General features: G+C 38.3%; 15 protein-coding genes and 1 pseudogene. 4 read left to right on the forward strand and 12 right to left on the reverse strand.

The genetic code is table 11. The features are described 5' to 3' along the window. Window positions 1-24: 24 nt before the first annotated feature. From mukB to QV04_RS02870, 4 genes are all read right to left on the reverse strand, one after another. Entirely contained in the window at window positions 25-4491 is a 4467-nt protein-coding gene (mukB, locus tag QV04_RS02855) for a chromosome partition protein MukB (protein ID WP_065231536.1), read from the reverse strand. Then, on the reverse strand, window positions 4491-5210 hold the full coding sequence (mukE, locus tag QV04_RS02860; RefSeq protein ID WP_039135938.1) for a chromosome partition protein MukE: 720 nt from the start codon (window positions 5208-5210) through the stop codon (window positions 4491-4493). The genes mukB and mukE overlap by 1 nt, the downstream gene beginning before the upstream one ends. 21 nt (window positions 5211-5231) lie before the next feature. Continuing rightward, window positions 5232-6572, reverse strand: a complete 1341-nt coding sequence (gene mukF, locus QV04_RS02865; protein WP_065231535.1) for a chromosome partition protein MukF — start codon at window positions 6570-6572, stop codon at window positions 5232-5234. Window positions 6573-6719: 147 nt separating this feature from the next. After that, window positions 6720-7469, reverse strand: a complete 750-nt coding sequence (locus QV04_RS02870; protein ID WP_065231534.1) for an SDR family oxidoreductase — start codon at window positions 7467-7469, stop codon at window positions 6720-6722. A 374-nt stretch (window positions 7470-7843) separates the two neighbouring features. Here QV04_RS02870 and ttcA point away from each other — a divergent pair, with 374 nt between their 5' ends. Further along, entirely contained in the window at window positions 7844-8767 is a 924-nt protein-coding gene (gene ttcA, locus QV04_RS02875; RefSeq protein WP_065231533.1) for a tRNA 2-thiocytidine(32) synthetase TtcA, read from the forward strand. 205 nt (window positions 8768-8972) lie between these two features. Here ttcA and QV04_RS02880 read toward each other — a convergent pair whose 3' ends face one another. Continuing rightward, entirely contained in the window at window positions 8973-9425 is a 453-nt protein-coding gene (locus tag QV04_RS02880) for a LexA family protein (protein ID WP_039135946.1), read from the reverse strand. A 154-nt stretch (window positions 9426-9579) separates the two neighbouring features. Between QV04_RS02880 and modF the strand changes: the two genes are divergently transcribed. The 3 genes from modF (at window position 9580) to QV04_RS02895 (ending at window position 15072) form a co-directional block, all read left to right on the forward strand. Next, window positions 9580-11037, forward strand: coding sequence for a molybdate ABC transporter ATP-binding protein ModF (modF, locus tag QV04_RS02885; protein WP_082985559.1), 1458 nt, complete (start codon window positions 9580-9582; stop codon window positions 11035-11037). Between the two features lie 87 nt (window positions 11038-11124). Beyond that, window positions 11125-13755 carry a DNA topoisomerase (ATP-hydrolyzing) subunit A gene (gene gyrA, locus QV04_RS02890; protein WP_065231532.1) on the forward strand — a complete coding sequence of 877 codons (2631 nt, stop codon included), beginning with the start codon at window positions 11125-11127 and terminating at the stop codon, window positions 13753-13755. A 171-nt stretch (window positions 13756-13926) separates the two neighbouring features. After that, the gene (locus QV04_RS02895; RefSeq protein ID WP_065231531.1) at window positions 13927-15072 is read left to right on the forward strand and encodes a 5-methyltetrahydropteroyltriglutamate--homocysteine S-methyltransferase; all 1146 of its coding nucleotides are present in this window, start codon (window positions 13927-13929) and stop codon (window positions 15070-15072) included. A 279-nt stretch (window positions 15073-15351) separates the two neighbouring features. Here the strand turns inward: QV04_RS02895 and QV04_RS02900 are convergent, their stop codons facing one another. The 7 genes and pseudogenes from QV04_RS02900 to QV04_RS11745 form a co-directional block, all read right to left on the reverse strand. Continuing rightward, complete coding sequence (locus QV04_RS02900; RefSeq protein WP_013747212.1) at window positions 15352-15678, reverse strand: hypothetical protein; 327 nt, start codon at window positions 15676-15678, stop codon at window positions 15352-15354. Window positions 15679-15846: 168 nt separating this feature from the next. Continuing rightward, window positions 15847-15960 (reverse strand): annotated as a pseudogene (locus QV04_RS11950) (VENN motif pre-toxin domain-containing protein); the annotation flags it as partial. Between the two features lie 13 nt (window positions 15961-15973). Next, window positions 15974-16219, reverse strand: coding sequence for a DUF7683 domain-containing protein (locus tag QV04_RS02910; protein WP_013747210.1), 246 nt, complete (start codon window positions 16217-16219; stop codon window positions 15974-15976). A gap of 74 nt (window positions 16220-16293) precedes the next feature. After that, window positions 16294-16881: a hypothetical protein gene (locus QV04_RS02915; RefSeq protein ID WP_013747209.1), complete on the reverse strand. Its 588-nt coding sequence runs from the start codon at window positions 16879-16881 to the stop codon at window positions 16294-16296. Beyond that, window positions 16850-17932, reverse strand: coding sequence for a VENN motif pre-toxin domain-containing protein (locus QV04_RS11740; protein WP_065231530.1), 1083 nt, complete (start codon window positions 17930-17932; stop codon window positions 16850-16852). The genes QV04_RS02915 and QV04_RS11740 overlap by 32 nt, the downstream gene beginning before the upstream one ends. Window positions 17933-18396: 464 nt before the next feature. After that, window positions 18397-25488 carry a hemagglutinin repeat-containing protein gene (locus tag QV04_RS02925; RefSeq protein WP_065233148.1) on the reverse strand — a complete coding sequence of 2364 codons (7092 nt, stop codon included), beginning with the start codon at window positions 25486-25488 and terminating at the stop codon, window positions 18397-18399. A 325-nt stretch (window positions 25489-25813) separates the two neighbouring features. Next, on the reverse strand, window positions 25814-26808 hold a 995-nt coding region (locus QV04_RS11745), incomplete at its 5' end, for a filamentous hemagglutinin N-terminal domain-containing protein (protein WP_231924850.1).

Consider the following 26808-nt stretch of genomic DNA (forward strand, 5'->3'; position numbering starts at 1 on the left):
AATTTTGTCTACTATGCCTGCAAGTTAAACACCAAAACCTTTAAGACCAACTACATGCACAAACTCTTGGTTATGTGCAATTTTACGCACCAGCTTATAAGTTGTTCCTTTTTCCGGACTGATATTTTCTGGTGCAGCGATTAACAACTGCATATCTAAACGATTACACAACTCAAACAATGTGGAAATAGATTTTCCATCCAGACGTGCAGCCTCATCAAGGAATAATAAACGGCAAGGAATAATATCTTTACCGCGTAAACGGCGAGACTCCTCTTCCCAACTTTGTACTACCATCAATAAGATTGACATTCCTGTACCAATTGCTTCACCGGTTGATAACGCTCCACTTTCCGCACGTAACCAACCATCAGCACCACGAAATACTTCTACTTCCAAATCAAGATAATGGCGATAGTCCAACAACTCTTCACCGATAGTCTGCGGGCTACGTTGCCCCATATCGATATGTGGATTTAAACGTTGATATAATTTAGCCAATGCTTCAGAGAAAGTAATCTTATTGTTGTTAAACAAATCTTCATACTCCGCTTTTTGACCTGATAGTGCATCTAACAGCATTGCGTGTGTATCACGGATATTCACTACCAAACGAACGCTTTTCACCTGACCAAAAGCAATATTTTGCAAACCTTGGTTCAACAATCGAATACGATTTTGTTCACGTTGAATGGTTTTACGCATAATGTTCGCCACACTATCCGCACTGATTGCTAATTTCTGTTCGCGACTTGTCAACTCTTCAGTTAAACGAGAAAGTTCCACTTCCATTTGTTCAATTGCATCAATCGGATCATCAGTTTTCAAAATATCCTGACGAATACGTTCACGTAAATGTTGGTAAACCGCAATAAAGAATTTCACTTTATTTTCCGGTTTTGCAGAATCTTCCGATAAACGCAACGCATCACGCAAATATTCATTATCTGCCACCGCATTACGCAATGCTCCTAGTGCTTTATCCGACATAGAGCGTAACTCTTCGGCAGAAAGATAAGCCAATTCACGACGATGTAAACGTTTTTCGACATCACTATGGCGAGAAAGACGTTGTACGGCACACCAACTGATTTTTGATATTACCACCATCTCACGCTGTGTCTTATAATCACGTTCCAATTTGCGCAGTGATTTGCTTAAACTGTCACTTTCATTTTCCAGCACTGCTAATTGTTTTTCTAAGTAGTTATAACGTTGGCGATTCACTGATAGTTGCTGATAAAGCTCATCACGACGTGTTTTAGCTCGATTTTCAGCATCCGCATCCACTCTCACGCCAAGTTGCGCCACTTCATCCAACAATTCCTGCAATGTTTGTTGTTTTACATCGCGGGAAGTGGTTAAGCCGGTTAAAACTTGTTGATATTGAGAGAATTGATGTTGTGCCTGTTGTAACGCTTCACGCACCTGTTCACGCTGTTGCTGCATCTGTTCTAAACGTTCACGTAATGCGGTGCTTAAAGTTGAGGTTTCAATTTCGACACTTTCTTGATAAGCAAAGTGTGTCAAACGACTGACAACATCGGTTACGGCAAACAGTTTTTGCTGTATCAGTTTCTGTAATTCGACTGCACGTTGATAATCCTGTTGTAAAGTTTGGTGTTGTTCAGGATCACTTTGTAACGCGGTTGCAATCGGCTCAAGTTGTTCAATCCAATTTCCTTTTTGCCGCACAAAAATAGCGCTCTCTTCTGCAATGTCCAACTGCTCTTGAAAAGCCTCAATCTGTTGTTCCAGATCATCCGCCTCCAACAAGGATAAGTGTGGCAATAATTTATTTAATTGCTGTAACTGCTGACGAATATCTGCAATTTGACTACGTAATTGCTGCTCTTGATCGGTAAATGCAGCTAATTCACGCTCAACATCAGTGCGCTGTTGCTGAACCTCTTTCATCAACTCTTCCGGATCAACTTCAAAGGCTAAAGCAAGATGGCTGCCAACAAATTGACTTAATTGTTGATGCAAACGCTGACATTTTTGGACATCAAACGACACTTGAGCAAACTGCTCTGCAATTTCATCACGCTGTTCACGCAAAGTTTCCAAATGCTTTTCTCTTGCTGCACGACCAAACAACGGAATTTCCGGGAAGGTGGAATAACGCAATTCACGTTCCGACACCTGAACCACGACACCGGCATTTAATTCTTGTGCCGATAAAACACTGTCATCAAACGCATTCGGATCGCCTTCAATTAAATAGAGATCATCCGGACAATCTTGTAGATCCTGCAACAACGGTTTTACCGCTTCTAAATCCCGCACCACGATCGCGTGGCGCGCCGGTCCATATAATGCAGAAAAATAAGGCGCATCGCTAATATCAACATCATCGTATAATTCAGAAAGCAACACGCCACCGAATTTTTCAGCCAACTGATTTAAACGTGGATCTTCCGAACCGTCCGGCTGCGTTAAACGCAAAATTTGTTGCTCTAGGTGCTCTTTTTTCTGTTGTAATTGATCGCGTAAAATCACCAATTCACGTTCTTTATTAAGCTGAACCTGCATAAAATCCATTACACTTTGTGCACTTTGGAACTGCTGACTCACCTGTTCCTGAATACGCTCCAATGCCGCCTGTGCAGTTAGCCATAATGGTGCTTTTTGGGCATATTGTTGATATAACGCTTGATAGTGATCCCGTTGCTGACGCAAACCTGAACGCTGTTCAATCAAAGCGTTTAATTGCTCTTCCAACTCTGCTCCAATCTCTTCTTGCTGCAACGCATAATTCTCCAACATTTCTGCACTATTCAAGGCTTGCCCGGATTGTTGGTTAAACGCGGCTAATTGTTGCTGTACTCGGCGCTGCTGTTGCGCTTTCTGTTGCAATTCGGATAATTTCGTCTTTAATGTATTTGCCTGTTGTAGCTGCAATTTTTGTGCCGGATAATCACGCAAGATCTGTTTAGCTGCTTCATAAGCCTGATCACGCTCAACATTCTCATCGTGAATTTTGCAAACCAACTGATACGCTTTATCAAATTGATTTTTTGCAATATCCGCCACCGATAATTTCTGTTCCAGCTCCAACACACGTTCAGTCAGCACTTCTGCCTGTTCTTCAAACTCCGCTTGATACTGTTCCGCACTCTCCGCTGTTAAAGTGGTAATGCCGGTAATATTCTTGGCTTTTTCCAAAGTTTGAACTGCTTGTTGATACTGCACACTGCGCGTTTGCTGTGCGTTTAATGCTTGTTGATAATCGGCTAATTGATCGCGGATAGATTCAATCTCTTCCTCTATTGCTTCAACCTGTTCTCGTTGTGTTTCAAGATTGATTTGTGCCTCTTCAACAATACCTTGTTGCTCTTCAATATTTTCTGTTAATGATTCAACATCTTGTTGATAACGTTCAATTTTTTCTTGGTGACGCTGTGCATTTACGACCAAATTGTAATGATCATTGGCACTTTGATAATCAATTTCTAATGCTTTTTCTGCCTCTTTCAGTTGACTGACTTCCCGACTGAAATCAACGATATTATGCTGTGCTAAATTGAGTTGCTGTTTAGTGTTAAACAATTCGTGACGTTGTGACAAAATCGCTTCGATATTATGTCTACGCTCATTAGCGTGACGCATATAGTCTGCCGCCACATAGTCAGTAGATTGCGTAATTAAATGTTTGAATAAATCTCGATCCGCTTGTGTGACTTTAATCGCTTCCAGTGTCATACGATTTTCACGCAACGCTACTTCCATATCTTGGAAAGCTTTTTTCACACCAACATTTTCTGGCAATAAGTAATCGCGCAAAGACCTTGTTATCGCTGAAGAGATCCCCCCATAAAGCGAAGCCTCAATTAATTTATAAAATTTACTACGATCAGAGGAAGAGCGTAACCGTTTCGGAATAATCCCCATATCAAACATAAAACTGTGATAATCGGCAACAGAATGATACTGCTTAAAACTTGCCCCAAATTGTTCCACTTTCTCTTTAACTTCATTCAATCCGATAACTTTCGCTTGTGTTTCTGAAATTTTATCAGTGAAAACTTCTGTCGGTGAAATTGATAAAGACAAACCTTGGACAGAGAACGCTTTAATGTCTACTTTACGATCCCTTCCTGCAATTTGTTGCAGACGTACTCCCACTAATGCACGTTGACGATGAGAATTAATAGTATCAAGGATCGCATAACAAACACCTGGGCGTAGTTTTCCATATAAACCTTTATCTCGAGAGCCTCCAGATGCTCCGGCTTCAGTGGTATTTCTAAAGTGTAACAATGTTAAATCGGGGATCAATGCAGTTACAAACCCTGCCATTGTAGTTGATTTTCCGGCTCCGTTACCACCGGACAGGGTTGTTACCAAATCATCAAGATCAAAAGTACGCGCAAAAAAACCATTCCAGTTGATTAAGGTCAAAGAACGAAATTTACCACGTTCTGCATCACTGTTTTTGGTTATTGGTGCAATTTGTGGCTCTAATGTTTCCATTTGTAAATCCGCCATTATGCCTCCCCTTCTTCACTATTTTCATCTAAATCTTCATCAATACCGTCTTGTTCCGCTTCAATTTGTAATGAATCCGGTGTTGCTATTTCTCCTTCACGAATTAAACGTAATTGAGCTGCCTGAATATCTTCACCACTACGAACCTCTGCACCGAAACGGAAAACCGACTCTGAAATAATAAATTTACCGCTGTTTTGTTCACCTACAGTTTGCAACATTCCTAAACGACGTAAACGACTTATAGCAGCACGCACTTTTTCCGCCAATTTTTGTTTATCCAAATCTGAACCGCTGGAACGTTGATTAACGGCTTTCAACAATTTATTTTCGTCCGCAAGATTAAGCAGTTCATCGTACACTTCCTGAATAGTAAAAACGCCTTGCTGTGCCAAACGTTCCGGACTTAAATAGAGATAACACAACACTTTACCGACCAACATTTCCAATTCTGACAATACACTGCGTGCAATTAATGTAGTCGCTTTTGGTCGCAAATAGAAAAAGCCTTCCGCCGCACGAATCAACTCAACATTATAACGACGATAGAACAATTCCAATTCCGTTTGAAAATCCATTAAAAAGGCGTGTGGATCGAGTTGATCAATACTGATATGTCGTCCGGAACGTAATTGGCTGTCAACAACAGGAAATAACGGATTTGCAATGGCGATTGCCAACTTTGCCGGGATAGGTTCGTAAGAGGTAGTTTCACTCATAATTTGTTCGCTTATAAAAATCTATTTTTTCGGTTGATTATTATATTCATCAATTGGGTGTGCTTGAACTTCTGCACCAAAATCATTAATCGGTTGCCATTGTGGTACATTGCCACTGAAATCTTGACTCGCAATCCCTAATTTGACTGCCTGATCAACAATAATTCTGGCAACATCAAAATGTTGTGATTGCGGATAACGCTCAAGCTGTTGACGTAACAACTCACCCAATTCAATCGGTTGTTTCGTTTCGTAATAGCGGATTAACAGTGCTTGCATCGCTTCGCTGATCTGTTCGTGTACCGTCTGCAATGATTCATATTCCAACTCTGTCGGCAATTCACCTAATGCCTCTTCTTCACGCAATGCCAACCCTTCATCACGCAGATCAATCAGACGCTCCGCTTGCACGTGCCACAAATAAAACGGTGCATCAAAATAATCAGCAATTGAACGGCGTAAACGTTGTGCAAACACACGGTTTTTATCCAAATCGATCGCTGTACGAATAAATTTATGCACGTAACGATCATAGCTGATCCATAAATCGATCGCTTGCTGTCCCCAGCTGATAATGCGGTCTAACTTAAGTTGTAGACTGATAATAAGCTGTTCTACAAAATCCAACTCGGCACGTCCGACAATACAATCCTGAATACGCAATAAGCCTGCCTGTAATTTATCGCCGGCAGCGTTCAATGTGTCCTGTAATTCACGCAAATTACCGGATGTTTCATCCAATAACCGTTCACAACTGGAAATTGCCGCTTGCCAATCTTTGCTTAATAATTCCGCAATTTCCTCTTTGGTTTGATGTTGGCTTTCATCCATAATACGCTGCGAAAGATCAATGCTGTCAAAAATCTCCGCCACCGAATATTTCAACGGTGCAAACACTTCACGCCGCCAATAATATTCATCACCGTCATTTTCTGCCGCTTCGGCAGCACGTTGAATTTCATCGGCAACAATCGAAAGCTGTACAGATAGACGCAACGCCGAGAACTCCCGTTGACGAATATAATAATCGGAAATGCCCACGCCCAATGGAGTTAAGCGATAAATTGCCAAGCCTTCCGTAAATTCGCTGCTAAAGCGATTTAATAGACGCTGTTTGACTAAATCATTGATAGCATTATTTGCACGTTGTACAAGCGTATCTTCCGATTGCCCTAATGCTTTGGAAACGTGACGAAACAGATCGACTAAATCGCCCTCTTCCATTTCACCGGCGAAATGCTCATTATTAAAAATAGTGATCGCTAAAAGAAACGCTAATCGATCGGTACTTAAGCTAAGGTTAAATTCTCGCTCCTTGACCCACGACACTAATTCAGGAATGGTTTGAGTTGAATCACTCATTATTGGTTACCTAAACAACTGAGATTTATTTTGATCAAAATAACTAAATATGCGTTATTCTAGCAAAAAAAGCTGATTTCTCTAAAGGTTATTTCATTCCAGTAACGAAGAAAAATCCCCACCGCAGTGGGGATAATAAACGATGAATTATTGTTTTTTCTTAATTACTAACCCTGCAGGTGCTTGTGCAACCGGCATAATTTCAATACGGTTAATATTCATATGTGACGGACATTGTGCAATCCAAGCAACAGTATTGGCAATATCTTCTGGTGTAATGTAATCCACATTTGCATAAAGTGCCGCTGCTTTGGCATCATCGCCGTGGAAACGAACATTTGAAAATTCAGTGCCACCACAAAGACCAGGTTCAATATTGGATACCCGAATTGCGGTTCCAACCAAATCTGCACGCAAATTCAAGCTGAACTGTTTCACGAATGCTTTAGTTCCACCATAAACATTGCCGCCCGGATATGGATAAGTACCGGCGATTGAACCTAAATTAATAATTAAGCCACGATTACGTTCCACCATACCCGGTAAAACAGCGTGTGTTACCGTTACCAACCCGGTGATATTAGTCGCAATCATCTGCTTCCAATCTTCTAAAGAAGAATCTTGTGCTGCACCGATACCTAACGCCAAACCAGCATTATTGACCAAAATATCGATCGCTTTCCACGCTTCCGGCAATTCTGCTATTGCCTGTAGTGTCGCTTTCTCGTCTGTAATATCAAACGCTAACGGTAGGCAATTCTCACCAATCTCCTGTTGTAATGCGAGCAGCCGCTCTTTACGGCGAGCCGTTACAATCACTTTATGTCCTTCTTGTGCCAGTTTACGCGCAATGGCTGCACCGAATCCAGCACTTGCTCCTGTAATTAATGCAATCATATTTCTCTCCCTCATTATCGCCGATAAAATCTACATTACTATAAATGACTTATCGGTTACAATTCAATAACTAACAAATGAAAGAATAAACCAAAGTTTTATATAAATAAAAAGTCATATATTTTGAACAAAATTATAACATCAAAACATTAGTTGAGTTTTCATCACAATCTAAGTTTAAAAACATCGCTAACTAACGAGAATAATTTCCTTTACAATATACAGATAACAACAAGTCTATTTTTATACTTTAGTTTTAAAATTAGCCTACCTAAAAAGAGAGTTTTTCCGTCTAAACAGATAAATCTGTTGCAAAAAAAACATAACTCCGTACCATATCAAGCCGATTTTTGACTATCTAGTAAATTACAACAATGTCTATAGAAAAAAAACAGATTTATAACTTAAATAAACTACATAAACGCTTACGCCGTGAAGTGGGTAAAGCCATTGCTGATTTTAATATGATTGAAGAGGGCGATCTCGTAATGGTATGCCTTTCCGGAGGGAAAGACAGCTATACCCTGCTCGACATTTTATTGAATTTAAAATTGAATGCACCAGTAAATTTTGAAATTGTTGCGGTTAATTTAGATCAGAAACAACCCGGCTTCCCTGAAGAGGTGTTACCAACTTATTTACAACAGTTAGGTGTGGAATACAAAATTGTCGAAGAAAATACTTACGGTATCGTTAAAGAGAAAATTCCGGAAGGAAAAACAACTTGTTCGCTTTGTTCTCGTTTACGCCGTGGTATTCTATACCGCACAGCTACAGAATTGGGAGCTACTAAAATTGCGTTGGGACATCATCGTGATGATATGTTGGAAACTTTATTCTTAAATATGTTTTATGGCGGTAAGATGAAAAGTATGCCACCTAAGCTGATTAGTGATGATGGCAAACAGATTGTTATCCGCCCATTAGCCTACTGTCGAGAAAAAGATATTGCACGTTATGCGGAAGCAAAAAAATTCCCGATTATTCCTTGTAATTTATGTGGTTCACAACCGAATTTACAGCGTCAAGTTATTAAGGAAATGTTACAACAATGGGATCGACAATATCCCGGCAGAATCGAAACAATGTTCAGTGCATTACAAAATATTGTTCCTTCTCATCTGTGCGATGCTAAATTGTTTGATTTTAAATCAATTCAACGTGGTGTATCGTTAGAAAATATTGAGGGCGATATTGCCTTTGATAAGCCTGATTTGCCAATCGCACCACTACTGTTAGCGGATGAAGAAAATGACTTCCTTGAACAGACACAGATTGCATTTAAAGAGGTGATTTAACCATTTTCTCTTCTTTTTCTTTATTTGAATTAGAGTTTTAAATTTGGGGAAAATATCAAACCTAATATAGCATTTGATATTTTCCTTAATTTTTATGTCCGAGATCTTATCTAGCTATTTTTAAAACCTTTCCTAATCAGACAGTAGTCATACTTGCAAGTTTTATACCTCTCCCTTTTCTACATCACTTTCTATAGTGTATTGCCTATGCCACTTTGCGATTTTTTAACTGATGAATTGTACTTGCAACAACGCCTTGAATGTTAAGTTGCGTTAATTGCTTAATGGTTAAATTACTATGATTTGAGTCTAAAGAAAAAAATACATATTGTTGATCTTTCATTGCAAAATATTCATATAACTGCAATCCGTCATTTTGCTCAACTACAACTAAATCACCTTCATTGATTTGTTCTCTTTGCTCAATGATCAGGATATCACCTACATCAATCCCCCATGCCAACAAATTTTCATTAGTCACACGAAGAAAAAAGGTTTGTTGCGGCTTGCGGATGCAATAACGATTCAGATCCATTTTATAGTGAATATCGCTTTGTTTATTGAAATAAGGTAATTGCGGCTTATCATCATATAACGGCAAAGGAAGATAAGAATATTTTTGTTCTACACTGGCAGCTGTTTTAGTTTGCGGTTGCATAATGACCTCCACGATCATAAATACTGTTTATTTATACAGTATAATTTACTGTATATTAATACAGCATTCAACTATTTTTTTACACATTTATTTGCTAATAGCATCAAGTTAAATAAACTAAACAGGCTTATCAATAAGTTAGAGTGATATCAATATGCAAATTAAATTTCAACAAGTAAAAATAAAAATAACATCGGAACTCTGGTTTCACATAGATAATTTTCAAATAAAAGAGAAAACATTTGATGTTATTGTCGGACATAACGGCAGCGGTAAAAGCACGTTAAGCAAATTTATCAGTCAACATCACCTCCCTTATGAAGGACATTACAAAAATACATTTGAAAAAATCAGTTTAGTTTCCTTAGCTCAGCAGCAACTCTTATTAGAGCAGATTTTTCGAGATTTAAATAATGATAGTGTCAGCCCAGATGATCATGGTAAAACAGCAAAACAAATCATTTGTATGGACAAACAGTATAGTGATCAAAAAATTGTAGAAACAGCCACTTTAATTGGTATAAAACCTTTATTAGATCGTGCTTTTAAATTGCTTTCTACTGGAGAGGCAAGAAAAGTGTTATTGGCAAAAGCTTTAATTGAACAGCCGGATTTATTGATTTTAGACGAACCGTTTGAAGGATTGGATACAAACTCTCAACAGCAATGGCTACAATTATTACAACAGTTAAAACAAAATATTACTATTATCTTAGTGATTAATCGTTTGAACGATGTGCCAATTTGGTCAGACACTATTTCATTGCTACATCAATGCCATTTATTAATGCAAGATCAAACAGATAAAATTCTAGACAGTGATGCTTTCCAACAACTCTGCTATGCAGAAACTTCGCTACACATTCCTGTGCCTCTTCCTGCTTTTTCTCCTGTGACATTGTCACAAGATTTACAAACTATTTTTGACTTAGAAGATGTTACTGTTAAATATGGAGATAAAATTATTCTAAATAAACTGAACTGGCAGGTAAAACCGAAACAACATTGGTGGATAAAAGGCCCGAATGGTTGTGGTAAATCAACCTTGTTGTCAATAATTAACGGCGATCATCCTCAGGCTTTTAACAACAAAGTAAAATTATTTGGCAAGCAACGTGGTAGTGGCGAAACTGTTTGGCAAATTAAACAAAATATCGGTTTTCTTAGCAATCATTTCCATCTTGATTATCGGGTTAACTGCTCAGCATTAAACGTGATTATTTCCGGGTATTTTGACTCTATCGGTGTTTATCAGCAGGTTGATGAAAATACCCGTTTGAACGCTTTGCAGTGGTTACAACGCATTAATATGGAAAAATTTACCAACACACCGTTTCGCTCTCTTTCTTGGGGACAACAACGACTATTATTAATAACCAGAGCTTTGGTTAAACACCCTCCAATTTTAATCTTAGATGAACCATTAATTGGCTTGGATGCATTAAATCGTCATTTGGTCTTAACTTTTATCAATCAACTGATTGTAAACAGCGATACGCAACTCTTTTTCGTTTCTCATCATTCAGAGGATCAGCCTGATTGTATTAGTTATATTTTTGAATTTTTACCAACAGAAAACGGTTACCAATACCATAGTTATGCCTTAGATTAAATTCAGCTTTACCCTATGGTTACAGTGCTTTTTGTGCTATAATCCGAAACTGTTTTTTGACAAAATTCAAATATAGGAAATGTCTAAATGAGCGATTTAGCAAAAGATATTATTCCCGTTAATATCGAAGAAGAAATGAAATCGTCTTACTTGGATTATGCAATGTCCGTAATTGTTGGTCGTGCATTACCTGATGTAAGAGATGGGTTAAAGCCGGTACACCGTCGCGTACTTTTCGCAATGGCTGTCGGCGGCAATGATTATAATAAACCATATCGTAAATCCGCGCGTATTGTCGGAGATGTTATTGGTAAATACCACCCTCACGGAGATTCTGCCGTTTACGATACTTTAGTGCGTATGGCTCAACCTTTCTCTTTACGCTATCCATTAGTTGATGGTCAGGGTAATTTCGGTTCTATTGATGGAGACTCCCCTGCAGCAATGCGTTATACCGAAGCGCGTATGACCCAAATTGCACACGAATTATTAGCTGATTTAGATAAGGAAACTGTTGATTATCAACCGAACTATGATGGTTCGGAAATGATCCCTGAAGTATTACCCACTAAAGTGCCTGCACTGCTTGTTAATGGTTCTAGTGGTATCGCTGTCGGTATGGCAACCAATATTCCTCCACATAATTTAGGAGAAGTAATTGATGGTTGTTTAGCCTATATTGATAATGAACAGATTACTATTGATGAATTAATGAGCTATATTCCGGGTCCTGATTTCCCTACTGCGGCTATCATTAATGGCAAAAGAGGCATTGAAGAGGCTTACAAAACTGGACGCGGTAAAATTTATATCCGTGCAAAAGCCGATATTGAAACTGATGACAAAGGTCGTGAAAGCATTATCGTTCACGAAATTCCTTACCAAGTAAACAAAGCACGCTTAATCGAGAAAATCGCTGAATTGGTTAAAGAGAAAAAAATTGAAGGTATTAGCGGTTTACGTGATGAGTCCGATAAAGACGGTATGCGTATCGTGATTGAAGTCAAACGTGATGCGGTCGGTGAAATTGTCTTAAATAATCTTTATGCCCTCACACAATTACAGGTTACTTTTGGCATTAACATTGTTGCACTCGATCACGGACAACCTAAACTACTCAATCTTAAAGAGTTAATTGAAGCGTTCGTATTACACCGTCGTGAAGTTGTTACTCGCCGTACTGTATATGAACTGCGCAAAGCGCGCGAACGGGCACATATTTTAGAAGGTTTAGCTATTGCTCTTGCCAATATCGATCCAATTATCGAATTAATTCGCAATGCGCCAACACCAGCAGTAGCTAAAGAGAAATTATTATCTCAACCATGGAATTTGGGTAATGTTGAGGCTATGCTGGCAGCAACAGGCGTAGATGCAGCACGCCCAGAAGATTTAGATGAAAATTTAGGTATTCGTGGCGGTATTTATCATTTAAGTGAAGCTCAGGCACAAGCTATATTAGATTTACGTCTGCAAAAACTTACCGGATTAGAACACGAAAAAATTCTAGATGAATATAAGTCACTGCTAGATGTGATAGCAGAGCTTTTACATATTTTACATAGTCCGGTACGTTTAATGGAAGTAATTCGTGAAGAGCTAGAAAAAATTAAAAATCAATATAACGATCCTCGTCGTACTGAAATCACTGCAAGTAGTGGAGATATCAATCTTGAAGATTTAATCAATCCTGAAGATGTTGTTGTGACATTGTCACACGAAGGTTACGTTAAATATCAACCACTTTCCGATTATGAGGCTCAACGGCGTGGTGGTAAAGGTAAATCAGCAACTAAAATGAAAGATGAAGATTTCATTGAAAAGCTTTTAGTGGCGAATACTCACGATACTATTCTCTGTTTTTCTAGCCGTGGTCGTTTATATTGGCTGAAAGTATATCAATTACCACAAGCTAGCCGTGGTGCAAGAGGTCGCCCTATTGTCAATTTATTACCTTTACAAGAAAATGAGCGTATTACTGCAATCCTTCCTGTCAAAGAATATGCTGAAGATAAATTTATCGTAATGGCAACTGCTGGTGGTTTAGTGAAGAAAACAACCTTGACCGAATTTAGTCGCCCACGTACCAGTGGTATTATCGCAGTAAATTTACGAGATGATGATGAACTTATCGGAGCTGATATTACAGAAGGCAATAACGAAATTATGCTATTCTCTGCACAAGGTCGTGTTGTGCGTTTTGATGAAAACGCAGTACGTGCAATGGGTAGAACCGCTGCTGGTGTAAGGGGAATCAAACTTGCTTTAACCAATGACATTTCCGATGAAGAAAATAGCAATGAAGAAAACGCTACCGATGAAACTGAGCAAATTCTAGATTTAAGCATTGATAAAGTAGTTTCATTAGTGATTCCTAAAACTAACGGAGCAATTCTTACTGCAACACAGAATGGTTATGGTAAACGAACCGCACTTGCGGAATATCCAACCAAATCTCGTAATACCAAAGGTGTTATTTCAATCAAAGTCAGCGAACGTAACGGTAAAGTAGTTGCTGCCACCCAAGTGGAAGAAAATGACCAAATTATGCTGATTACAGATGCCGGTACACTGGTACGCACTCGTGTTGCTGAAATCAGTCTTGTTGGGCGTAATACCCAGGGTGTCCGTTTAATTCGTACGTCAGATACTGAACAAGTAGTCAGCATTGAACGTATTTGTGATGACGATGAAAACGAGGCTATTTCTGAAGAATAGTTTCTATATCAAAAACGATATTTTGGCATAAATTAAACTAAAGGCGATGATAAATCGCCTTTTCTATCACTATTTTTCGTTATCCTCTTGATAACTTGTATAAAGTACAGTACAGTATTTTTTGTTTAGACATCTAAACGTCTATTTTAATATATAATATGAGGTTTTAAAATGAGTAAATTATTCCCAAATGCAACACAACGCACAAAAGCCCCTTTCCGTTTTGATATTGTCGGCTCATTCCTACGCCCAGAAGTATTAAAACAAGCACGTCATCAATGTCAATGTGGTGATATTAGTTGTGCTGATTTAAAAGATATTGAAGATCAAGAAATTACAAAATTAGTAGAACATCAAAAACAGGTTGGTTTACATGCGGTAACCGATGGTGAATTTCGCCGAACATTCTGGCATATGGATTTTCTTGCAGCACTGGATGGTGTAGAAGAAGTCGATGCGAAAAAATTCTCCGTTCAATTCAAACATCACAATGTACGCCCTAGAACATTAAAAATCATTGATAAAGTTGGTTTTAGTGATAACCATCCATTTATTGAACACTACCGTTCATTACAAAAAATTGCAGGCGATTATCCGGTAAAATTCACCATTCCTTCACCGACAATGTTGCACGTTATCTGTATTGCTCGTGAAGCGGAATATCAACCAATTGAGCTTTATAAACAAAATCCACAACAATTATTTGCCGATCTTGCGCAAGCTTACCGTAACGCTATTGCAAAATTCTATAAATTAGGCTGCCGCAATTTGCAATTAGATGATACCAGTTGGGGTGAGCTTTGCTCAGAGGAAAAACGTGCCGCATATGCTGCTCGTGGCATTAATATTGATCAACTTGCGAAAGATTATGTTAGTCTAATTAATGAAACTATTAAAGACAAGCCAGAAGATATGACTATTACAATGCATATCTGTCGTGGTAATTTCCGCTCAACTTGGTTCTCTTCCGGCGGTTATGAACCTATTGCAGAAATATTATTCGGGCATTGTAAAGTGGATGGCTTCTTCCTTGAATATGACAGTGAACGTGCAGGCGATTTTAAACCCCTTCGTTTTATCAAAGATCAACAAGTTGTTTTAGGATTAATTACATCAAAAAACGGTGAGCTTGAAAATAAAGATGAAATCATTTCTCGCATTAAAGAAGCCTCCCAATATGTTGATATCAATCAACTCTGCTTAAGTCCACAATGTGGTTTTGCTTCAACAGAAGAGGGTAATGTATTGACCGAAGAACAACAATGGAAAAAACTTGAATTTATTCGCCAAATCAGTGAAGAAGTTTGGGGAAAATAAATTTCCTTAATGAAAAAATCATCTGCACTTTAAAGTTGGATTCACCAACGTACAGAAGTGCAGATTTTTTATGACCTTAAATTTACAATCTAACTGCAACAAATAAAAAAGTGTTCATAAGGAAATCAACTATAATTTGTTTACCACAACAAAATCACTGATAAGAACTTATGAACACCTACAAACATATTACACTTAGTGAACATAAAAAGATAAAGGCTTTTTTACGCATTAGGCAAAACTATTACACAGATCGCTTAGCAATTACAGTAACTCTAGTCATTGTAATGCAGGCGAAATTTTACCCATTGCCTTTTCAGCTTGCAGAGCAGTGATAAAGGCTTTATCACTGATCCCTCTAGCAAGCGTTTCAACAGTAGTAACCCCTTTAATTATTGCGTTACCACTATTCCCAAGCACCGCCAATCCCTCTAAAGTGGATTTACCAAATTGATAATCTAATGAGCTGTAAATCCTATGTGCAGCTTGGTATTTCTTATCTAATTCAGGGTTTGAATATTTTATTGCAGCTCCTGTAACATCCATTTTTAAAATATTCTTGGCAGTTTCAGGTTGCCAAGCTGCCGCTTCATTCACCCAATACATCAGTTGTTGATATTTTTGTGGGGTTAATGATGTTGGGTCTTTCTAATATTTCGTTAGTAAGGCATCAGAGACTTTATCTTTCATCTTTATGCTAGTGATATGTTCGACATCTTCTGGCGTTAATACTTTCTTCTCAGCAAGTTTGTCTAAAATAGCAATCTCTTTTTCAGAGAGGAAATTATCCTCAACCGCCCTCTTTCCAATCTCTGCCGCACTAATAGCACTTGAGGTGCTATCACCCACCAAGCCACCCACTAAACCACTGGCAAGTTGGCTTAAATTTTCTGATTTATTTTTATTTTCTACAACAGCTCGCATGAAAACAAACATCCTTATTTTTATATAAAGATACTAAGTGTTCTCCTCCTAAATTAATCACTTGCTCTTCATCTAATGCATATACACAAATAGCATAACAATCATCATCATCAGGCTGGATATAAGAAATAGCTTTTTCATCAGGTAATGTTATTTCATATGAATCAATTAATTCATCTGTTATATTATCAAAAACATCTATATATCGAGTAACTTCTATCATGGTTAGATTCTTCTTACTGGATTTATACTATTTTATTCTTTTATATACCATCCTATCCTCTATATAAATTAGTTTTATTTTTCAATATACACTCTAAAATTTTTATTTTTTCTACAGAAATTTAAAAAATCTATTCCTAAGTTTTTATTGTCGTCTAATGATATAACTCCAAACCCAATGTCTTCATGTGGATATATAGCAATATTTAATTTAGGAGATATAAAAAAGCAAACATCTCCAAATATTGCATCACATCCCATTACTAATTTTGCTAGATATAGGAAATATTTTTTATCTAAAGAGATTGTTAGACAACTTGCTGGTAATGGAATATCTCCGTAAGAATAACTCTCGAATTTAGGTGTTGATTTCTGTATTAAATTATATTTTTGAGCCATCTTAATAAGCCTTTGATGATAATTGCTTTCATTACTAAAATTATATTCTTTTGAATATTTTAATGCACTTATCATAATAAAACTATCCAGTTCCTTTTTAAAAAAACTATAGGCTAAGTTTAATGCTTCTTTAATAATTGCTGGACTGTGTTCATTTTGTGACTCAAAATATCCTAACCACATATCACTAGAACCGAATCCTGAAAAATTAATTGCTTCTAATGAAATCGATTTATTTATTATCTTTTTTGATAATTTTTCCATCTGTATCTCCTATAGTAAATTTTTTAGATACTGTTGGCTCTTTTCCGTCCAAACCAACTTTCCATTCTCCAGATTTATCAGAATGTACTGTATTACTTCTTGACCAAATCTCTCCAGTATATTTATTTTCATATATGGTCTTACCTTTACTATCTCTTTTTCTATTAAAATCTCCAGGATGACTTGTCGGAGTACGAACAATATCGCCAACTGATGCTGAGTTTACTTTTTGTTTTGGTTTAGATAGATATTCTTTTGGGCTGTTTAATGTTGTTTTCTTTGCAAAACTAGCAATCTTAGGCGATATTTTTATTCCTTGAGCTTGTTGAGAGGCAATAAAACTCTCTACCAAACCAACTATCGCTTTTTCTGTAATCGTTCTGTTTTCTTCAATAAAATTAAATTCTTTACTATTCTCATCAATAATAAACTCAAGAAATTTATTTTGAGCTTCATAAGATAAATTACTTAGTTTAGAATTAAAATATCCTACCAATTCAAAGGCTTTTTGATTTGCTTCTTCTAATGCTTTTTCTGTGCCGTAACGGCATATTGCAGAATCAGTACAGTTTTCTGTTAATTCTTTATATTGCTTATCACTTAGCGCTTTAGCTTTTATAAAAATTTCTTCTATAGGCTGCTTATATTTCTCTGCCGCCTCCAACTCTCTAAATAAATCAGAAACTTGCCCACTGAGTAATCCATTATTCTCAACCGCTCGCTTACCAATTTCCGCTGCGTTAATCCCTCCTGCGGTGCTGTCGCTAATCAAGCCACCCACTAAACCACTGGCAAGTTGGCTTAAGGTGGAGACGGTTTGTTTTTGAGCTTCGGTGAGTTGGTCTGGTGTTTTTTGGTAAAGCTGTTCTGTGATAATTTTTGCTGCCAATTCACCGCCAACTGCACCAGCTGCTCCTGCGGCAGCGTTGTTCCCTGTGGCATAGGCTTCGATTGCACCTAATAGAGCATGGGCAATTAAATTTGCTTGGGTATCTACTTCGCCTGTTATTTGATTAGTGGTTGCTTCCTTTATCGCATAATTGGCATACAATAATAATTCACAAACTCCTATAGGATAACAATATAAATGATATAATTATCTAGTAAAAACATTCCAATTTTTATATTTTTTCATTATATAAAATTGAAATGTTTCTATTATTGAGAATAAATGTACAAATATTATAAAAAATATAAATAACATGGAGCATTTAGTTTCAATAAAAAAGAAACATAAAATTATAGTACCTACAACACTTAATAATAAAGAATGAGCAAAATCTCTTATATCATTATCTTCCATATATTTTATATTCAAAGAAAAACCTTTACTTAATAAATCAGCCATCAATAATATTATAAAAAAAGACAAATTATATTTTAAAAGTTTTTCTTGTATAAAAAAACGAATGAAAAAAAATATATACCTCTTTTTTTGGTATCATACTGATAAAAAGACCTACTGATGATAAGAGAAATGGTAATGAAAATAAGGCAATTATTCTATATAAATATTTACTTAGCTTCTTCATCATTACCTCCTATCTCTAAATTAGTTGATGGTAAAATACGATTTCCAATTTGAGGTATTTTTTGAATAAGTTCGCTAGATATTGCCGAAACGATAGGCTGTTTTATTTGATTACTTATTATCGTACTAATGCCTGATAAACTTGTATCCTGTAAAGGATTTCCTCCTGAAGCTAAACTCACTCCCATAGAAATTCCCATATTAGCTCTAATTGAATTTTTTAGGCTCATCCCATATGTAACGCCAGAAGCAATACCAGCACCAGCAAATTCATACCAATTAAAATCTTGATCTGATACAAATTGCACTGCTCCATTAGCCCCTAAACCGATAGTTGTATTTTGTACGGCTGGATTACTCGCTACTTTTTGTAAAGTTGGTGCAACTCTAGTGCCTATTGCTTCAACGGTAGTAACCCCTTTAACTATCGCATTACCGCTATTTCCAAGCACTGCCAATCCCTCTAAAGTGGATTTACTAAGTTGATAATCCAACGATCCATAAATCCTTTTTGCATCTTGATATTTTTTATCTAACTCAGGGTTTGAATATTTTATTGCTGCTCCTGTAACATCCATTTTCAAAATATTTTTGACGGTTTCAGGTTTCCATGCTGCCGCTTCATTCACCCAATACATCAGTTGTTGATGTTCTTGAGGGGTTAATGATGTTGGGTCTTGCTGATATTTCGTTAGTAGGGTATCAGAGACTTTATCTTTCATTTTGATGCTCATAATAAGTTCAACATCTTCTGGCGTTAAGACTTTTTTCTGAGCAAGTTTGTCTAAAATAGTAATCTCTTTTTCAGAAAGGAAATTATCCTCAACCGCTCGCTTACCAATTTCCGCCGAATTAATCGCCCCTGCGGTATTGTCGCTAATCAAGCCACCGGCTAATCCACTCGCTAACTGGCTTAATGCCGATACCGTTTGTTTTTGTGCTTCGGTGAGTTGGGCTGGTGTTTTTTGGTAAAGCTGTTCTGTGATAATTTTTGCCGCCAATTCACCGCCAACCGCTCCAGCTGCCCCTGCAGCAGCGTTGTTACCAGTCGCATAAGCTTCGATTGCACCTAATAAGGCGTGTGCCATTAAGTTGGCTTGGGTATCTACTTCGCCTGTTATTTGATTAGTTGTGGCTTTCTTTATCGCATAATTGGCATACGGCGATAAGCCACCAACCACCGCTTGCGAGGCTTCACCTGTTGCTATTCCTTGTAATACCCCTGTAACCGCACGCACAGCTAATTGGATTTGACCGCCTTGTCCGTAGGTTTTTATGACCTTATTGGCTGTATCTAATTGTTGTTGTGCTGCTTGGTTATGCTCATCATTTTTTAATATCGCTTCCGCTTCAGCCTTTTGCCGTTCTGCTTCATCTACTTTTGGTTTTAACACAATGGTGATGCCATTATTGGCTATCTCACCTATCACCTGTGCCATCTCTTGGCGAGCTTTTAGGTCAGCCATCTCGGTTTTATTAACTTGTTCGTTCGCGGTTGTGGTATCGCGAGAAAGGGTAGTCGGAATATCACCTTGTTGCGTGGTAAGCTGAATATTACTTCCTACCGCGCTGTGGGTGGTGCTGCTATCTTGTTTATTAATGTTCCCTAAGGCACTTAATCCTGCTGCAAAGCCATTGGCAATATTTTGCGTTGGGTCAGTAGAAAGCCCACCGCCGACGGATTCCACTTTGGCTTCGCTGTAATTTTCAATATTTTCTGAGGTTAAGCTGCCTGTGGTAAAGTGGTTTTTCTCTTGGCTTGCTTGACTGTCAACGATAGCGCCTGTTAAGTGGGTATTGCCTTCCACATTGACGGTTAACCCTGCTTCCCCTGCGTGTAATCCGCTTTGTGTTTCAACGTATGCCGCATTGAGTTTACCGCGGTTAAGGCTGCCATTAACAGAAGCATAAGAGCCACTGCCTATCACAGATACACCAGCACTTACCCCACCTTGTATTTGTTTACTGTTATACTGTTGGCTATCTTGGCGGCTTTCTACTACAAGATTGTTGCCAACCTCAACATTAACTTTATCACCAGTAACGACCGCACCTTTTAAGGCGGTATCTTCGCCACTGCGTAAGTTCACAGTCTGACCATTCACTGTCGTATTACGTTGCGTTATCGTATCGCTGTTTTCATGGCCTTGGCCTTTTTGTACTGACCCTTCCACGCCAAAACCAGGGCTGCCACCATTTACACCTGCAAAAACACCTGCACTCCAACCGCTGTTACTATTTTGGCTGCGTTGACGTTCAATGTCTTGGACGGAGGTTAATTGAAGGGATTTTGCTGCATCCAGTGACACCTTTTCCGCCGCTTGAATGGTTGAGCCGAGAACCGCAATATCGCCATCTGTGGCAGTGAGATTCACTTGACCTGCGTTGAGTGTGCTACCTTGATGGGTAATTTGCGTGGTTTCACTGCTTGAAGCAGACTTACTTGAGCCAACGCCGATAGACACTTTAAAGTCAGCTTTTTTCCCTGCTTGTACTGTTTCAACTGCTTTCTTCGCCTCTTGAGCCGCTATCACACCCTCTTGTGCAGCTTTAATCGCATAAAGCGCTTTTAAGCGGCTGTCTGTAACCTGTTGGCTACGCGCTAGGCTTTCTCTCGCTTTCATTCCCATATCGGTAGCTGGCGTTGATAAGGAAACCGTTAATCCTGATTGTTTAAATTCATGTTGTTCATGACGTTCAATGATATCTTTACCCGCATCTACGGTCAGCGATTTTGCAGTAACGTTGATCGCTTTATCTGGTTGAGCTATGACGTCTGTCCCTAAAATAGTCGCCTGTTTGCCTGCGACTAAGGTAACATTACCGCCTAAGCTGCCTACTGTGGCACGTGCATCGGATTGGGTAATTTCATTATCGGTATAATCCTGTTTTTCTGAGCGGCTGCCAATGGTAAAACCAAACCCACCACTACTCATTAAACCTGATTTCTTCTCTGCGTAAAAATCATGTTCTTGTCTGGTGTTTTTAGCCGCAGTGATCTCTATATCTTGAGCTTGTAAGCTCACATTGTTATCAGCAACCATGGTGCTGCCTTTAACAGAGACTTTGCCTTGATTTGCGGTAACAGCAATGTTGTTCCCTGAGAGTTGTGAACCTTGGGCTAAGTCATATTGGTGATCATGTTTAATGATCGTCGTGCTACGGCTCAGTAGGCTCTTATCTTTATATTTAGTTGCAAATGAGAGTGTTTCTTGGTCACGCCCTGCTTGTAGTTGAATATCACCTTGCTCACTATTAACAATAAGGTCACCACCCGCATTAATTTGTGCGGCACGTAACATGACACCTTGTTTGCCATTGAATACCGCATTGTCTTTAATTTCAAAGGTAGAGCCGATTTCTCTTTGTTGGTCGAGTTTCCAATAGTTTTCTGAATTAGCAATATAATGTGAACGTTCGCGTTCAGTGACAGTCCCGATATGTATATCACCACCAGCTGTTAATAAGGCAGATCCAGCATTAACACTGGTTGCGTCTAATTGAATATCGCCTTGGCTTTGCAAAATAAGTGCTTGTTTTACCTGTAATAAAGCTTGCTGATCTAATTGACGATGCGCATAGTTAGGGTTGGCTTTTGCTTCGCTCATTCGCCCTTCAATCTGAATTGAACCCGCATTGAGATAAAGATTAGTGGCATTAAGCTCTCCACCTTGCTGATAGAAACGCTTCGCTAGCTGAAAATTCAGTTGATCAGCAGAGAGGGTACCAGTATTGACGACATTTTGTGCCGAAATCTGTGTTAAATTACGTCCTGCAATGACCCCACTATTGTTGATATCACCCTCACTGTCTATTTCAATTTCTCTTGCAGAGATAATAGCGCCTGTTGGCTGAATATCGACATCACGTTTTACCAGATAAACTTGTGGAACAAGCACTTGAACTTGAGTACCGTCCTTTAAGGTGACGGTCTGAGGCGCAAGCCATACCATATCTTCGGTTAATTCCTGCATTTGTGCAGCGCTAAGCGCAACGCCAGGAGTCAACTGATAACGTTGTGCATAACGAATACCAGCATCCATCAATGCTTTGTATTGTTCATAATCTGAAGTGTAATTACCTAAGAAACGTTGGCCCGTTAATTGATTAATCTGTTCATTCACTAAACGTTGTTCGTAATAACCATCCCCTAATCGTTTGAGCATCGTTTGCGGATCAGCACGTAGGGCATTAAACATATAATCAGAACTTAGCCATTGGCGTTTATTAGCAAAGCGAGGATCAGTTTCTACTAAGATATGGCTATCCGTATTTGGATTAATACGGTAGAGGCTGACTTCTGGTAAATGAATTTCAGGTTGATACGTTCTTACTTTACCAACCGCTTGACTCATTTCAACACTGATGATTTGTGGAAGAGCTGGTGTTGATGCTTGATGTGGTTCCACAGAAGAAACGGGGGCTACATTTAATGTTTGTTTCGTAAGCGTTGTTGCTTGATGTTGTCCATCAATTGTAGTGTTAGTTGCTTGATTTATGACAGCTTGTGTTTGTCCGATAGTATTTTCGACTAAGTTAAAGTTAAAATACTTCACCGGTAAATCTCGACTAAATGGTTTATCGTCATCACCATATTTAGCCCATACTTTTTTACCTCGCAAACCATGACGCTTACGTTTTGTGACCATGGTGTACCAAGTGCCTTCATCATGGCGATGAATTTCACCGATGAGATCTTTATTCTCTAATCGAACAGAATTACCTTTTAAATTACGATTTTTTTCATTTTGATTAAATACCCGTCCATCCATACGGATTCGATTGCCGACCAAAATTTGTGAAACATCATTCACTAAATCTTCACCATTTAAACGTAAATCACCTGCAATCAAAATTTTAGCTGGGTCACGATGTTCCAATGTCGTTGTGACAGTATGACGATTAAAATGCCATTGTACCCAAGTTGGATTGCCCACTCGTGGTCTACCGTCATTAAAATTAAAATAAGAGTTTTTGTCATGCCGATTATTGTTATTACGATCAAACCATCCTTCAAGACTAGAATAGCGTTTACCTTTACTATGTACCGCATATTCACTGATACGTTGATCTTGATGATCTTCTCCAGTAATTAAATGTAAATCATGATTCCATAACCGTTTAGTATTAATTTTTCCATTCCCCAAAGCTTCAATAGTAGCACTACCATTATCCACAAAATCAGCTTGTCCAATGGCTCGTTGCTTTGCATCGATTTGTCCACCAATCGTTAAATCTCCTAAACTCAAAATTAAGGCATGATCACTATTGGTTAAGGTACCTACCCCTAGATGGAGGTTTTTACGTGTCGCTATGGTTGCAGTATGTACTTCATTATTGGAATGTTCTGGTTGATTATTTAACACATTAGCTTGAATTGCCAATTCATCACCATAAATGCGTCCTGTGCCGAGATTATTTAAGGTATTCACATAAATTGCATTTTGTGTACCATCAATTAATCCCCGATTGGTCAATGAATTTGCAGTCAGTTGGGTATTTGGCGAGGTGAACTCACTGTTTATTGGATTCTCAATCTGTTTTGCTGTGATCTGTAAACCTTTTCCCGTGATTAATTGAGTCTGATTAATAAAATCGCCCATTGTTTTGATAGCTAAATGGCCAGCGACAGTAAAAGGTTGGGTAAGGATTAAATCTTTTTGTAGCTCAATCAAGGCATCCTGATGACTTTTAATATTACCTTCATCATTAAACTGTTGCAGAACCAACCTTAGATTTTGCCCGCTTTCAATGATACCCTGTTGATTATGTAATGTGAGAGAATCGCCTTGCAGATTCACGTTGCCTAAAGAGAGGATTTCACCTTGTTGATTATGGATATCTTGTGCCACATTCACACTAAGTTGATCGGTGGTATAAATACCACCTCGCTGATTATCCAGTTGATGACTACTCAAGGTAAGCTGATGACCTAATAAGCCTTGCGTTGGTATCGCTGTCGTTGCTTTGGTGGCTTGATTATTCAGATGATTTGTGATCAAGGTGAGCGTGGCACCACTTTGAATCACCGAACCTTTAGCGTTGATTGCTTGATTGTTAATTTCACGATTTGCCGTAATTTCAATATTTTGTTGTGCTTGAATAGCTCCCTGACGATTATCTAAAGTATTCCCTGTTAAAGATATTTGTTGTTGGCTAAGTAAATTTCCTTGTTGGTTATCAATTTGTTCACTTTGGATAACCAAATTACCTTTCGTACTGAGGTTGCCTTGTTGATTATTTAATACAGAAAGGGCTTGTAAATGAATATCACCTTGACTTGTTATTCCTTTATTTTTGGTTTGATTATTATTTAACGTATGGTTATGAGTATTAATTGTAATACCAGTTTGCCCATTAATAAAACCTTGCTGATTATTAAGCTCACCACTGTCGAGATGCAGAGATTGTTGTGCAAATAAAACACCTTGTTCATTGCGTAATAACGATTGATGGGTGTCAATCACTAAGTGAGCAGCACTACTAATTACCCCTTGCTGTGCATTATCAACTCCAAGTACAGAAATTGTTGCATCACCATGACTAAGTAGATTGCCTTGCCAGTTGGTCAGTTGTCCTCGTGCCTGTAATGTCAGCTGACCATTTTCAGTCACAATCAGACCTTTGTAATTATTGAGATCATCTGTATTAAGAAGTAAATCGTTGCTTGCTATGATTTGTCCTTGAGTATTGTTTAATGTACTAAGGCTAATCAAATGTTGGGCATTATCACTTTGAATAATTCCATCCAAATTGGTTATCTGCGTTGCGGTGATTTGCTGGTTTTGATGACTTGCAATAAAGCCATTTTGATTGATTAACTCACCTGTTTTTACAGCTAATTTATCAAACGAAATGATTCCTTGCTGACGTGAAGATTGCTCCGTTGCTTGATTGCTTAACCATTGTTGATGTGTATCAATATTCATTGCAGCAAGACTTTGAATAAGTCCTAAGTCATTGATTAGCTCGCCACTTTGGAGCTCAAGTTGCCCCTCAGTATTGATCACTCCTTGCTGATTATTAATCCGTGTTTGTTGACTGTTAAGGGTTAAATTGCCTTTAGCAAAAAGCAAGCCTTGCTGATTATTAATTTCTTGAGCAACGAGATTAAAGCTGCCTTGTGTAAAAATCTGCCCTTGTTGATTATTAATATCTTTTAGTAATCGAAGGTTAAATGGTTGTTGATCTCGGTTAATCCAAGTACCTAGTCGATTATCAAGTGAAGAAGCTGTTGTAAAAATATGAGCCGCTTGTAAATTCGCTTGCTGACTAGAAAGATGAGTTGGCGTAGATAAGTGAAGCGTATTTTTCAGCTCAAGATGACTTTGATCTAATACTAAATTATTTTGGGTCGCCGTTAAATCAGCTTGATAAGCCAGAAATCCACTTTGAGAGAAATCAAGTTGTTTTTGCTTGGGCAGTAATTTGCGTAGAAGCTAGGTGTTTCCCGTGCGATAAAATCGTTTCTTCAGCGATCAAGTTCAATACATTTCCCGCAGAATGATAAGCAGGAATAGTCACTTGCTCACCTTGTGCTGTATGTGTAAAAGTTCCTCCGGCGATTAATTTTGCTGTAGGATGGGTTTCAATATGCTTCGCTTGATAAGTAATATTCCCCTCTGCCAAACTCTCACCAAATTGACTTATCGTTTCTTTGGCTTTTAAGGTAATATTGCCTTTTCCTTGTGCTTTGCCTTTGGCAATCAAACTACCTTGTTGTTGAATACCGTTCTGTTTACTCGTTGCTTGCAGATTGCCTTGTTGGCTATATATCACGCCAGCAGGCTGATTTGCTATCTGCTGTTGGCTTTGCAGGGTAATATCTTGTTTGGCACCGAGATAGCCTGTATTGACTAATTGCCCTTCGGTAGTAATTTTGACTTCACCTACAGAAGCGCCAATATGCCCTGCATTGCGAACGCCTAAACCATTTTCTGTCCCAATAAGATGAATTTTATTGGCATACATTCCACCTAATTCAGCGACATCGACGGCATAGCCTACAGGTTGGTTTGCTTTGCCAGCACGGATAACTTGAATACTGTCATTGTTGGCAGAAACCTGATTTTGCCCCGTTGTGACCTTGAGTTCATTTGCCCAAATGCCGGCATTTACCTTAACTTCTTTGGCAATAATATCGGTGTAATCTTGACGGCTGCTATCGAATCCACGACCTGAAACGGTGACCGAACCTTTCTCAACACGATAGCTTTTCACTTCTCCATTTTCAATCTGCACCTCTCCAGTGGTTAACGTGCTGCGTCCGGCATTAATAATGCCGCAGCCTTCGCAATGAATCCCACTTGGGTTGGCAATAATTACATCCGCTTTTTTGCCTGCTACTTCAATATAGCCTTTTAATTGGCTTGGCTTTTTGGCATTAATTTCATTTA

Source organism: Gallibacterium genomosp. 1, assembly GCF_001678575.1.
Lineage (GTDB): Bacteria > Pseudomonadota > Gammaproteobacteria > Enterobacterales > Pasteurellaceae > Gallibacterium.